Origin of the sequence: Prosthecobacter dejongeii, assembly GCF_014203045.1 — a bacterium.
GTDB lineage: Bacteria > Verrucomicrobiota > Verrucomicrobiia > Verrucomicrobiales > Verrucomicrobiaceae > Prosthecobacter > Prosthecobacter dejongeii.
In genome coordinates, this window is record NZ_JACHIF010000006.1 from 1 (window position 1) to 12975 (window position 12975).

Sequence of the window (12975 nt, forward strand, 5' to 3'; positions counted from 1 at the left end):
CCCCGCAAAAAACGCCCCTGGATGGACGCCATCTTTAGCAAAATCGAGACTCTAACCGCACCTCTGGTCTACTCTACTGCATAGTCCGGGTTAAACCATCGTCCCAGGGGTGGGCGGTGGGTCCAGAGGGAACTCGCGCTTTTTCACCAGCGCATAGATCACCAGAAAGAGGCCAAAGGGGGCCATGTAGGACATGATCATCGCACCGCCGTAGATGCACATGAACCAAAAAAACCAGCTCGCCCGGTAGCGGAACCAAGTTGCAGCGATGATGACCAGGATCAGCCCCACCACGGCGATGCCGATGCCAAAGAGGAAGTAGTCGAAGGCTTGGCTGGCATCTGCCGTGACGTCTTTGATGACCACGCCTCCCTCCGGCACCGCAGAGGCCCCCAGGCTCATCGCCTCGCGCATGCTGAACCAACTGAGCATGAAGCCGATCACCTGGGCAGGCTGTAGGAAGGCGCCGATTTTGGCCAGCAAGGCGCCACGTTCCGGGGTAGGGGGTGTCATGAGTCAGTCTATATAGACGAACTCATTCGCATTCAACACCGCCAGGCAATAATCCGCCAAAGCCTCCTGGAAACTGCCTGCCCGGGGAATCTGGGCCTGAATGAAGGACTCCCCCAGGCTTTGTTCGGCTGCCGTCGCCCGGCGTGCAAAACAGCGCTGTGCAATCCAGGTGATCAGACTTGGGGTATCTGATCCGTGCCGTTCCTGCGCTTGTTGGGCCAAGGAGAAGGCCATGGACTGGGTAAACTCAGAATTCATCATCAGCAGAGCCTGCGGTGCCGTGGTGGATTGCTCACGGCGTGAGCAACTCGCAAGGGCATCTGGCCGATCAAAGAGGTCAAAAATGGGCTGGCGGGCATTTCGCCGGGCAAAGATGTAGAGGCTGCGGCGTTTCTGCTCGGTGAGGTCTTCCGTCACGGCGGCCTGTTTTTTCAGCAGCGTCCCGCTGATCTCTTTCGGCAGTGGCAGGTGTACTCCTGGACCTCCCGCTTTGAGATTGAGCTGGCCCGTGACCCTCAGCATCGCATCGCGCAGCATCTCACCCGTGAGCCGCCGTCTCGGCATGGCCGCATAAAGATTCACCGCCTCTTCATTCATCGCTGCGGGCTGGGTGGTCTGCTGGTAAGTGGCGGACATGAGGATGAGCTTGTGCATCTTTTTCAGGCTCCAGCCTTGCCGTGGAAGTTCTGCCGCCAGCCAGTTTAACAAAGCCGGATGTGTGGGGACCTCACTCTGCACGCCGAGATCACCTGGAGTGGGAGCCAGAGGTCTGCCAAAGTGCTGCTGCCAGAGACGATTGGCCATGGTCCGCAGGAATAGGGCATTGTCTGGGCGTGTGATCCAGTGGGCGAGGTCCGTGCGGTCCTGAGCAGGCTGGTTTAAGCCACCGCCGATGCGTGGAAAGCCTGGATCAATGGCAGGTCCAGGGCGGCGGAAATCTCCCCTCACATAGACCACGCTGGCAGGTACTCTTTCCGTGTATTCACGCACGGACGGGCCTAACGGGCGATCACTTTTCGTCAGCACCGCTCGGCTAAAAAAAGCCCGCAGCCGGTAGAAGTCCGCTTGGCTCAGGGGATCATAAGCATGGTCATGACACTGTGCGCAACCAATGGTTAGGCCAAGAAAGACGGAGCCCACCGTGGTAGTGATTTCATTCAGCAACACATGGCGGCGCTCGTCCTGATTGTTGAGGTCGGGCATGTCGGGACCCGAGAAAAGAAATCCCGTGGCCACGGCCTCACCCTGGGGCAAAAGGTCGCCGGCTATCTGCTGCCGCACGAAGTCATCAAAGGGCTGGTCCTTGTTCAGCGCCTCGACCACCCAGTCGCGATACTGCCAGGCCCGGCTGCGTTCGCGATCATGCTCAAACCCGTCCGTCTCGGCAAAGCGGGCCATGTCCAGCCACCACTGCGCCCAGTGTTCGCCATACTGGGGGCTGGCTAGCAGGTCATCCATCAGTGCCTCCAGCGCTTGCTGAGGGGCCTTCTGGAAAGCGATCTTAAACGCTGCAACTTGCTCCGGTACTGGTGGCAGCCCTGTGAGGTCAAAGGTGATTCGCCGGATCAACGTCTCCGCCGGGGCCTGGGGAGAGCGTTTGAGCCCCGCCTCGGTGAGTTGGGCCTCAATGAAGGCGTCCAATGAACCCTCGGCTTTCTTCGGCAATGGCTGAAAAGCCCAGTGCTCTTGATCTTTGGCCGTGATCGGTGCTTCGTCCTTCACTGGATCGGTCGAGGCGCGGATCGCGCGCCCATGGGCAGACATTACGCCGAGGATCAGTGACAAAGTGAGGATCTGCAGCTTCATGGCTTCAGGTCAGGATACCCTTCACCACATGGCCCGCTACATCCGTCAGGCGTTCATCCCGGCCATTGTGGCGGTAGGTCAGGCTTTCGTGATCCATGCCTAGGAGGTGCAGGATGGTGGCGTGCAGGTCATGCACATGCACTTTGTCCTGCACTGCGCGCAGGCCCACATCATCGGTTGCTCCGTGGACATGACCGTGTTTCACACCTGCCCCAAAAAAGACCGTGCTGTAACCCCACGGGTTGTGATCGCGGCCCACGCCTTTTTCACTCATGGGCATGCGGCCAAATTCACCGCCCCAGATCACCAGCGTATCTTCCAGCAGCCCGCGCTGTTTCAGGTCCCGGATGAGACCCGCCACCGGCTTGTCCGTGCGCGCGCAGTATTCCGTATGGTTTTTCAGCACGTCCTCATGCGCATCCCAGCCATTCGTATCGCCTGAGTAGAGCTGCACAAAACGCACGCCCCGCTCGATCATGCGCCGGGCCAGCAGACAGCGGGTGCCGAATTCCCGGGTGGTCGGGTCATCCAGTCCGTACAGGGTTTGAGTCGCTGCGGATTCTTCGGAAATGTCCACCGCGTCAGGCGCAGCGGACTGCATCCGGAAAGCCAGCTCATAAGCGCGAATGCGGGCCTCTAGGTGTGAGTCGGCTCCGCGCTGCGCCTGGTGCATCGCGTTGAATTGATTCACCAGATCCAGGGTCGCCCGTTGCCTCGCTGGCGAGCGCTCGGAGGCTGATTGTAAATGCAAGATGGGGTTCGCACCCGGTCTCATCGTGGTGCCTTGATAAGTGGCAGGCAGGAAGCCATTGCCCCAGGCCGGAGGGCCACCTTTGAGACCGCCGCCAGGGTCCGGCATCACGACAAAGGAGGGCATGTTTTGATTTTCCGATCCCAGTCCATACGCCACCCAGCTTCCCAGGCTAGGTTTGCCCATGAGGATAGACCCTGTGTTCATCTGATAGACCGACTGCGGGTGATTGACACTGTCGCCATGGCAACTGCGGATCACGCACATCTCATCCGCCAACTCTGCCATGTGGGGGAGGAAGTCGCTGATCTCGATCCCGCTCTGCCCTCGGGGGCGGAAGGGTTTCACGGGGCCTAACAAGGGGTTGTGCGCGACCTTGCGCCTTGTCTCCACGGCGCCGAAACTTTCGGGCAAAGGTTTTCCTGCGTGTTTGATGAGTTCTGGCTTTGGGTCCAGCAAGTCCACATGGCTAGGCCCGCCATGCATGAAGAGCCAGATCACCCGTTTCGCCTTCGCCGGAAAGTGCGAGCGCTGAACGGACAACGACTCCGAACCCAACAAATGCGAAAAGGCCACACTGGACAGCCCCACGCCTGCTCCGCCGAGAAATCGGCGTCGGGAGAAGGCAGGTGGAAAGTCGGCAGTCATGATCGGATGCGAACAAGACGAACGAGCTGCATTTGATCTAACCGAATGGCTGTTAATTTCTGAAAATTGGTCTCGCACGATTAGAGCGAGACTTATTTGTCATCTTTAGCAGATGAAGTTTTACCTTTTCGATCATCCCATTTTTCACGAACTACGACCCCAAGCCCGCCTACTATCAGAGCGACGAAAACCGCCCCAAAAACTATCGATCCATCAATTCCTGAATCTTTTCCCGCAAACAGGCTGAATGCTAAAAAAGTTATTACCCCGATTGCAATGCTTGAAGCGTTTTTAGCTGCACTCTCTTTTCCAGTTCGAAAGCCGATCAAAAGCGAAATTGGGAGGATAATGCAAAGCAGGATATCAATAGTCATGAATCATTTTGTTGGTTTGATTTCGTGGTTCATCAGCCCGCTGTCTTGCAGCCATTCCGTGAAGCGCTGGGGCCAGCGACCTGCGGCGGTTTTCGTTCCGGGCTTGTAGCCAAAGCCGTGGCCGGCTTCGCTGTAAATGTGCAGTTCCGCTTTCACACCGGCGGCCTTGTATTTGAGATACAGAGAGGCCATGCCTTCGGAGATGTCGGGGCGGTCGCTGTAACCACAGGCGATGAAGAGTGGGGGCATGCCCTTTTCCGCAGAGAAGAGGCCGGAGGTGCCGGGATAGATCAGGGCCTGGAAATCGGGGCGGCTGCTGACGCGCTCGATGACATCAGCGGCATCGGCCTGACCAGGGTCATTTTTCATGGCGGCAAAGGCAGCCAGTTCACCGCCAGCGGAAAAGCCCATGATGCCGATGCGTTCGGGATTGATGCCCCATTCCTGCGCGCGGCTACGCACCGTGCGGATGGCGCGGCGGGCATCTGCCATGGCGTGATCCTGGATGGTGTAGGTGCTGCCTTTTTCCCGGGCGAGGCGGTACTTTAAAACAAACGCGGCGATGCCATGGTCGCGAAACCACTCGGCCAGGGCGTAACCTTCGTGGCCCAGGCACAGCTTCGAGTGCCCACCGCCAGGGGCAATGATGACAGCCACTCCCGTGGCATCCTTCGTCGGGATGTAGGGGGTGATCGTCGGCGCATGCACGTTCATCACATTGCTGCCTTCCTGCTTCTCAGGCTCTGCAGCGCGGGCTTCGGAGCCGGGGGCACCTTTTTCCCAGAGGAGCAGGGCGGCAGGTTGGTCGGCTGCCCAAGAGGCAGTGGCCGTGGCGAGAAGAGCGGGCAGGAGAAGGGAAAAGCGCATGGGAAGAAGCGAACGGTGAGGAGCAGGTGGATTGATCAGGCAAGGCCGATTTTTTTCAGCCTAACCAAAGGAGTGGAATCAGGGCGGCGTCAGCTTGCTGACCAAATTGCTCAGGTAAGGGAAGAGCTGTTTCTTGCGGCTGACCACGCCCGGCATGTCATAGATCTGCGGGCTGCGTTCGTGGTAATCTACATCAATGGCGGCTTCCACCCGCTTATCCCCGGCGACCAGCAGCACGCTGTGGTGAGCGGTGATGTCTGTGACCATGAGGCAGGCAAAATGCAGGTCATGCGCGGCGCACAGCGCCACCAGCGCAGCGTGCAACTCGGCCTGCTTTTTCCAGAATTCGTCCAGGCCCATTTCTTCGATCTGGCTGATGCTGATGCGCCAGCCGTTTTCCTCGAAGACCTTGCGATCTCCCTCGATGGCACGGGCTGGGGTGGCCTCGCGGAGCAGGGAACCTGCGGCAAAGAAGTCTTTCACAAACTGCGCGGCATCAATGCCCGCCACCTCGGCCAGCCAGGCCAGGATTTCCCGGTCCGTGTTCGTCGTGGTCGGGCTGGTGAGATTCAGCGTGTCAGAGATCAATCCCGCACACAGGCAGATGGAGGTGGACTTATCGGGTGTCAGCCCGCGCATCTTATACATGATGCCCACGATGGTGCTGGTGCTGCCCACGGGTTCATTGATGAAACGCACAGGTTCTTTCGTGCGCAGATTGCCGCTGAGGCGGTGGTGATCAATCACCTCAATGATTTCCGCCTCATCCGCTCCGGCCACGGCCTGGCTAAATTCATTGTGGTCCACCAGCACCAGTTTGGTGCGCGGCACCTCCACCAGGTCGGACTTGGAAAACACACCTTCCAGTTTGCCCGATTCCTCATCAATGACGGGGAACAGAGGCTGATGCGAATTTTGCACCACGTGGATCATTTCCCGCAAAGGGGTGCGAGAGGTGAAGGAGAGATACTCATGCGCTGCCTCGCCGATGGGGCGAGAGAAACGGATGAGCTGCGAGGCACTGGCTGTATCCTGCGGGGCCACGATCACACAGATGCCTTTTTCCTGCGCCTGTTTTAGCAGGTCATCCTGCGGCATGAAACCACCGGTGACGACGAGGCAACGAACGCCCAGTTCCAGCGCCAGTTTGTGAATCTCTGGGCGATCTCCCGTGACGAGCACGAGCTGGCGGGGCGGGAATTGTTTGGCTCGGTCGCGTGAGGTGTCTTCGCTGGAGGCCGCGACGACGAGGATCAAGTCTTCCACCTCATCCACGCCCGAGGTATCTCCGATCAACTGCCCCCCGAGGGCGGTGACCATGTTTCTCACACAGGTGCGCACCTCGCGGTTAGCCGCTTTGTGGGTGGATTCACTGGGCAGGAAAAGCTGCGCCATCTCCTGGATGGTCGGCATGCCGATGAGCTTTTGCTCGCCATTCACCACGGGGATGGAGCGGAAATTGTGCTCCAGCATCTTGCGATAGACGGAGAGAAACGTCTCATTGGGGGAGGCGGTGAGCACTTCCTTGCGACCCACGATGGCCGCCGTCGGGCGCACATCCAGCAGCAGCTTTGGCGCGGCCGCACCGGCCAGTTTCAGCACCCAGTTTGTCCGGGCATTGATCTCCCCACAACAGGCCGCGATGACTTCATCCTCACGCACACAGCGCAAGTAAGCGGCGTAACCGATGGCCGCGCAGATCGCGTCCGTATCCGGATTGCGGTGGCCGATGACATAAATGGGGTCGGACATGGGGGAATCAAAAAAGGTGGGCTGGACTAAACCGATACCATTCCTTGATCCCTGCCAGGACACAAGAACACTTGCAGCCGATCTTTAAAACTTCTTAGAGCAGGTGATGACCTTTGGAAAGACGCCGGATGGGTAAAGAGGCGGAGTCCTGCCTTCACCTCCCGGGGGGGCATATCGTGGCCCGATCATTCTTTTGCGAGGGCTTGACCTGTCGCCGCGTTTTCCTCAGGCTCTCTTAGATTCTTTATGAACCGCGCTTCCCTTTCCTTTCTTTTTGCCGCCCTGACCACCACCGCCATCGCGGGGGATAACTACCTCGTTTACTTTGGCTGTTACACGAATGCGAAGTCCGGTAGCAAGGGTATCTACGTCTCGAATTTCAACAGCGCCAGCGGTGAGATTAGCGATCCCCAACTGGCCGTGGAAACGGGCAGCCCCAGCTTTCTCGCCATCCACCCCAGCAAGAAGTATCTCTACGCCGTGGGGGAAATGCCCACAGCAGATAAAAAAGCCGGTGGCGTCAGCGCTTTTAGCATCGCCTTACCTGAGGGGAAACTGACCCCCATCAATCAAGTCTCCTCCGTTGGGGCAGGGCCCTGCCATGTCTCTCTGGACCGCACGGGCAAGATGGCCATGGTGGCGAACTACGGCGGCGGTAGTGTGGCCAGTTACGCCCTGGGGCAGGATGGCTCCCTGGGAGAGGCGGCCACGTTTGTGCAGCATGAAGGCAGCAGTGTGAATGCCAAGCGCCAGGCCGGTCCCCACGGCCATAGCATCAATCCCAGCCCGGATAACCGCTTTGCCCTCGCCTGTGACCTGGGCCTGGACAAGGTACTCATCTACAAGATCGATCCCGTGACGGGCCAGATGACCGCCCACGGCCACGGCACGGTGCCCCCCGGCAGCGGCCCGCGCCACCTGGCCTTTCACCCGAATGGCAGGCATGTCTTCGTGAACAACGAGATGCTCATGACGGTGACCTCCTTTGACTACGATGCGGAAAAAGGCGCGCTCAAGGAGATCTCCACCGTCTCCACCCTCCCCGAGGCGGATCGTGGCAAAGAAGGCTTCAGCACGGCGGAGACCGTCGTCCACCCGAATGGCAAAGTAGTCTATGTTTCCAACCGCACGCACGATACCATCGCCGTTTTCACCTGCGATCCTGAAACGGGCAAGCTCACGCTCATCCAAAACGCTGCCGCGGAGGGGCAAATCCCGCGTAACTTCAATCTCGATCCCTCCGGCAAGTGGATGCTCGTCGCGCACCAAAACAGCAATACCGCCGCCCTTTTTAAGGTGGATGCAGAGACAGGTAAGCTGACTTTCACCGGCAAAAAAGTGAATGTCGGAGGCAGTGTTTGCGTTCGTTTCCTAGCCCTGGAATAGTGCGCCGATGAGTGGTGCCTTCCTTTCACCTAATAACCGACCTGACGCCCGCGAGCGGGAAATCGAAAAAAACATCGCCGCTTATCACGAGCACGTGGCCCAGACGAGTTACCGCTGGGCCACCTCGCTCATGGTCGTGGCCATGATCATCATCGCCCTGCCCCGCCTAGGTGTAGCCGCTTGGAATTGGCACATCGTCGCCGGAGTGGCGGCCGTCATGACGGTGCTGGCCATCCGCATGATGATGCATGGGCGGGTGGGAAATGGCCTGGTCTGCCTCGTTTGCGCTTTCGCCATCCTGCCGGGCTGGGTTTACCTGGCCGGAGATGTGGTGGCTGCGGGCCAGTATTTTTACGACATCCTCGCGAAGCAGTGGAAAGACAAACTGGGCTGAGCCGTCTGCGGAAAATCCCTGAGTGAACACTTTTTGTTACTGCAAATGATACGCAGTCGCAAATATTGATTGCCAAGCTGAGACGGGGCCGCTAAAAGCAGGGCAAGGCGTGGCTGTGGCCTCGCCGGGTGCCCCCCCCCTGCTGCTGTGTTACTGCTTTATCCCACTTTCGAAAGCCGCTGGTTGGGGGCTAGCCCCCAGCATGGCGGCGACCATTGGCTGCAGGCCCTGCGCCCAGGTGCGGTGATGGCTCTGCTCCTGCTCCAGGGCAGCGTGCGAGTGGACTGGGGACTTTCCAGCCACCGGGAGATCGCGGGAAATACGCTCATTTGGCTGAATACCTCCGTGGCCCTGCCCAGCAGCCTGCGCCTGGTGGGCAATCCAGGCCATGAGGCCTTGGCGCTGCACTTTCCGGTGGAGTGGGTGCATAGCAGTCTGCTCAGCCTGCGCCAGGAGATGTCGGCAGACTTCCGCACCCTGCTGCTGGGGCCCCACCCCGTCACCCCGCTCATCACCCGTCCGCTGGAGGCCGAGGACCGCGCCTGGAGTCGCAGCCTCATGGCCCCCACGCTGTGTGCCGCGGCCCGCCACTTGCTGGAAGGCAGCCGCATGAGCGAATTCTTCTTCCGCAAAGTCCTCACCGAGTCCCGGGGAGAAGAGCTCTTTTGCACCCGCACCCGCCGGCTGGCACTGGAGCGCGTGGCCAAAGTGCGAACGGCCTTGCTGGCCGATTTGGAGAATCCACCCACGCTGGAAGAGATGGCCCGCCTCTGTGGGTGCAATCCCCAGTACCTTTCCCGTACCTTTTCAGAGACGGCAGGCACCACCATCAGCCTCTTCCTCCGTCGGTTGCGCATCGAGCGCGCGGCGGAGATGCTGGCTCAGGGGCAGGCCAATGCCAGCGAGGCGGCCCTGGAAGTGGGCTACCGCAGTCTCAGCCACTTCAGCCAGGCCTTCCGTGCTGAAAAGGGCCTGACCCCCAGCGAATGGGTGCGCCGACCCACGGCGGCAAACGCCCGTTAATTCTCCACATGCAGCCGACAGCAGATTTGACCGAACAAACGAACACTGACGACGTCTAAAACAAAACCCCCTCCATGAACTACACGAATCTCGACAGCCGTCTGAAACTGCACAGCCTCAGCCCCGCCTTTTTGCGCCGGCTGAAGCGCATCCGCGCCGCCAGCCTGAAAGCCCGCAACACCAGCTCCAAAAAGACACCGCCTGCCGCTTCCTCCTCGGAAGCCATCGCTTCTTAGAACCAGACCGACCCCCTCACGGGGAGCCAGTCTTTCCTTGGCGTCTGCCTAACAAACATTCACGCTGAATCGGCCTAACTAGGCCTTCTTCCAAAACGGCTTTTTCACCACTTCCGCTGGGAAGTTTCTCCCTCGGATCTCGATCTCGATCACGGTGCCGATTTTCGTAGCCTCCAGCGGCAGGTACGCCATGCCGATGCCAGTGCTCAGGCTCGGGGATTGCGTGCCACTGGCGACTTCACCCACGACTTGCCCCCCGTGAAGCACCGGATAGTGGGGGCGCGGTGGCGGTGCGGTGCCAGTCATTTTAAAGGCGACGAGCTTGCTGGGCAAACCTGCCTCCTTTTGCGCTAGTAGAGCGGCTTTGCCGACGAAGTTTTCTTTGTCGGAAGCGACGAAAAATCCGAGTCCCGCCTGGAGCGGTGTCTTGTCGGGAAAGAGGTCGTTGCCATTCAGTGGGTAGCCCATTTCCAGCCGCAGCGTGTCACGGGCTCCCAGGCCACAGGGCAGACCACCTTCCTCGCGGGCGGCGGTGACCAGGCGGTCAAACCATTCCGGTGCGGTGGCGGCGGGCATGAAAAATTCAAAACCTTCCTCCCCGGTATAGCCAGTGCCGCAGAGCCAGGAAGGGCCGATCTCATCTTCCGAGGTGACGATGGTGTTATGTTCGGGAAAGGTAACGCTAGGGCCGAAGACCTTTTCAAATACGGCTCGGCTTTTGGGCCCTTGGATGGCTAGACCGCCTGTGGAGGAGCTGTAATTGCGAAAACATACGTTCTCAGTTTCGGTGATCAGGCGGTGAAATTGCGCCCAGTCTTCGTCAATCTTGCTGGCATTGACCACGAGGAAAAATTCCGACGCTTCTGTGCGGTAAAGGATGAGGTCATCAATCACCCCGCCTTGTTCATTGAGCAGCAAGGAATACTGCCCCTGGCCGATCTCCAGCTTGGACACATCATTCGTCAGGGCCCGGTTTAAAAAGGCCAGCGCGCCGCTGCCGCTAACGATGAACTGGCCCATGTGCGAGATGTCAAAGACGCCGACGGCTTTCCTCACCGCGTGGTGCTCCTGCACGATGCCCGTGTACTGCACCGGCATCTCCCAGCCGGCGAAAGGAATAACTTTCCCTCCCAGGGCCACATGGCTGTCATAAAGGGGCGTGCGGAGGAGCGGGGCATCGGACATATAAGGTAGAGTGGCGGGAGTGATGGGGATGTCAAAGTGCGGCTGGGGATTCCTCGAAGATAGCTGCGCGAAAGCTCGCGCTGTTGGCGTTTCCACGGGCGCATGATTTGTCGTCTCTTTCTTACGTCCCTTCTGGCTGGTGCGGCTGTGGTCACGGCCTTGGCTGAAGACCTACCTCTGCCTCAGGCCCGGGTGATCCTGGCCCCGGGGTCAGAATACAGCGAAACCGCCCGGGTGTGGCAGGGCATCCCGGGCATCGAGAGAGCCCCCAAGGGCCGCCTTTGGTCCACCTGGTACAGCGGTGATGAAGGCGAGGGCGCGATCGGCAATTACGCGCTGGTGGCGACCAGCGGAGACGATGGCAAACACTGGTCGAAACCCTTCGTCATCGAAGGGCCGAAGGGCACCAAGATCGGCGACCCCATACCCTGGCTGGACCCCAAAGGGCGGCTGTGGGTATTTTACAATCAGCTCACCGAAAAGACCGCCACCCGCCCCACCCTACGCGGCACCTGCGCCATCCGCTGTGATGATCCGGACAAGGCCACGCCCACCTGGTCCGCCCCTTTCCTGGTGGCCAAAGACGGCATCCTTTTTGGCAAGCCCATCATCCGCTCCAGCGGCGGCTGGCTGGCCCCCTTTTTCCTCATGGGAAACCAGGCGGGCAGGCCAGAGACCTGCACTCTACTGAGCCTGAATGAAGGTGAATCCTGGGAATGGCACGGCGGCACCAGCATCCCGGAGCCGCTGAGGAATTTCAGCGAGGCCACCCTGGCCCAGCGAAAAGATGGCAGCATTTGGATGGTCATCCGCACCTCCAAAGGGCTCTATGAAAGCACGTCCAAAGACGAGGGGAAAACTTGGTCCGAAGCCATCGCCATGCCGCAGTTTGAAGGGCCTTCCACCCGCGCCTGCATGATGAAGCTGGCTTCGGGTGCTTTTCTCCTCATCTACCACGATGCTAAAAAGCTGAAGAGTGGGGCCTATCCCCGCACCCGCCTCACGGCCTGGCTTTCAGACGATGAAGGCCGCACCTGGCCGCTCCGTCTGCTGGTGGATGAGCGCAGCAGTGTCTCTTACCCCGATGCCATCCAGGCCCCGGATGGCCGCATCTACATCACCTATGATCACGGGCGCTACAATGCGGGTGAAAAGGAGGTGCTGGTCGCCATCGTCAGCGAAGAAGATCTGCGCGCTGGCAAATTTGTTTCCCAAGGCTCAGCCCAGCGTCTGGTGGTGAATCGCACGCTCGGTTATGGAAACCATTCAGACAAACGCACGGAGGCCGAAGTGGCTGCCAAACTACCGCCCAAGGAAAAGCTGCATCTCTACCTACTCATCGGTCAGTCCAACATGGCCGGACGCGGCGTGCTGGATACGGAAAAGCGCCTCTCCCGGCAGCGCGTGCTGAAGTTCTCGCCTAACAATAAGTGGACTCACGGCATCGAGCCCCTGCATCATGACAAACCGGCGGCGGTCGGCGCAGGATTGGGCATGAGCTTTGCGCGTGAGATGGCGGAGGCGTATCCTGAGGCCACCATAGGTTTGATCCCCTGCGCCGTCGGCGGCACGCCGCTGGAGCGTTGGGAAAAAGGCGGTGACCTTTATGCTCAGGCGCTGGAGCGTGCTCGCTTGGCCATGAAAGACGGCACCATCAAAGGCATCCTCTGGCACCAGGGGGAAGCGGACTCAGGCCATGAAGGTAAGTCCAAGAGTTATGCTGATCGTTTGGCTAAAATGATCGTGGATCTGCGGGCGGATCTCGGTTCTGGCGAGCTGCCATTCGTGGCTGGGAAACTGGGCGAGTTCCTGGCGCTGGAGTCCAAGGAAAAACAGCCCAGCTACTGGCCGCTGGTGAATGAACTGATCGCTTCCATCCCGGCTCGTGTGCCGAAGACCGCTGTGGTCGAATCCACGGATCTCAAACACAAAGGCGACCAAGTTCATTTCGACACTCCTTCACTGCGGACCTTTGGCCAGCGATATGCGTCGGCGATGAAGCTTTTGCAGAAGTAACCCTCCTGGCGTAGAGCGAAGGGC

The 12975-nt window shown here is 59.5% G+C and carries 12 protein-coding genes; 5 read left to right on the forward strand and 7 right to left on the reverse strand.

Annotated elements, in window-relative coordinates; genetic code table 11:
- Positions 1-90 precede the first annotated feature (90 nt).
- From HNQ64_RS14400 to HNQ64_RS14425, 6 genes are all read right to left on the reverse strand, one after another.
- Positions 91-513, reverse strand: coding sequence for a hypothetical protein (locus HNQ64_RS14400; RefSeq protein ID WP_184209786.1), 423 nt, complete (start codon positions 511-513; stop codon positions 91-93).
- A 3-nt stretch (positions 514-516) separates the two neighbouring features.
- Positions 517-2319 carry a DUF1549 and DUF1553 domain-containing protein gene (locus HNQ64_RS14405; protein WP_184209787.1) on the reverse strand — a complete coding sequence of 601 codons (1803 nt, stop codon included), beginning with the start codon at positions 2317-2319 and terminating at the stop codon, positions 517-519.
- A 4-nt stretch (positions 2320-2323) separates the two neighbouring features.
- Positions 2324-3718: a DUF1501 domain-containing protein gene (locus HNQ64_RS14410; RefSeq protein ID WP_184209789.1), complete on the reverse strand. Its 1395-nt coding sequence runs from the start codon at positions 3716-3718 to the stop codon at positions 2324-2326.
- A 92-nt stretch (positions 3719-3810) separates the two neighbouring features.
- On the reverse strand, positions 3811-4092 hold the full coding sequence (locus HNQ64_RS14415; protein WP_184209791.1) for a hypothetical protein: 282 nt from the start codon (positions 4090-4092) through the stop codon (positions 3811-3813).
- Positions 4093-4095: 3 nt separating this feature from the next.
- A complete protein-coding gene (locus HNQ64_RS14420) occupies positions 4096-4959 on the reverse strand; it encodes an alpha/beta hydrolase (RefSeq protein ID WP_184209793.1) in 864 nt (287 codons plus the stop codon).
- 78 nt (positions 4960-5037) lie between these two features.
- Complete coding sequence (locus HNQ64_RS14425; protein WP_184209795.1) at positions 5038-6711, reverse strand: putative manganese-dependent inorganic diphosphatase; 1674 nt, start codon at positions 6709-6711, stop codon at positions 5038-5040.
- A 246-nt stretch (positions 6712-6957) separates the two neighbouring features.
- Between HNQ64_RS14425 and HNQ64_RS14430 the strand changes: the two genes are divergently transcribed.
- The 4 genes from HNQ64_RS14430 (at position 6958) to HNQ64_RS14445 (ending at position 9750) form a co-directional block, all read left to right on the forward strand.
- Entirely contained in the window at positions 6958-8097 is a 1140-nt protein-coding gene (locus HNQ64_RS14430; protein WP_184209797.1) for a lactonase family protein, read from the forward strand.
- Between the two features lie 7 nt (positions 8098-8104).
- The gene (locus HNQ64_RS14435; RefSeq protein ID WP_184209799.1) at positions 8105-8491 is read left to right on the forward strand and encodes a hypothetical protein; all 387 of its coding nucleotides are present in this window, start codon (positions 8105-8107) and stop codon (positions 8489-8491) included.
- 147 nt (positions 8492-8638) lie between these two features.
- Positions 8639-9514 carry a helix-turn-helix domain-containing protein gene (locus HNQ64_RS14440; RefSeq protein ID WP_184209801.1) on the forward strand — a complete coding sequence of 292 codons (876 nt, stop codon included), beginning with the start codon at positions 8639-8641 and terminating at the stop codon, positions 9512-9514.
- A 74-nt stretch (positions 9515-9588) separates the two neighbouring features.
- Positions 9589-9750 (forward strand): hypothetical protein, encoded by a 162-nt coding sequence (locus HNQ64_RS14445; RefSeq protein ID WP_184209803.1) that lies wholly within the window; start codon positions 9589-9591, stop codon positions 9748-9750.
- Between the two features lie 78 nt (positions 9751-9828).
- On the opposite strand, the gene gcvT is transcribed toward HNQ64_RS14445, so the two are convergent.
- The gene (gene gcvT, locus HNQ64_RS14450) at positions 9829-10935 is read right to left on the reverse strand and encodes a glycine cleavage system aminomethyltransferase GcvT (protein ID WP_184209805.1); all 1107 of its coding nucleotides are present in this window, start codon (positions 10933-10935) and stop codon (positions 9829-9831) included.
- Positions 10936-11037: 102 nt separating this feature from the next.
- Between gcvT and HNQ64_RS14455 the strand changes: the two genes are divergently transcribed.
- A complete protein-coding gene (locus tag HNQ64_RS14455) occupies positions 11038-12951 on the forward strand; it encodes a sialate O-acetylesterase (protein WP_184209807.1) in 1914 nt (637 codons plus the stop codon).
- Positions 12952-12975: the final 24 nt, after the last annotated feature.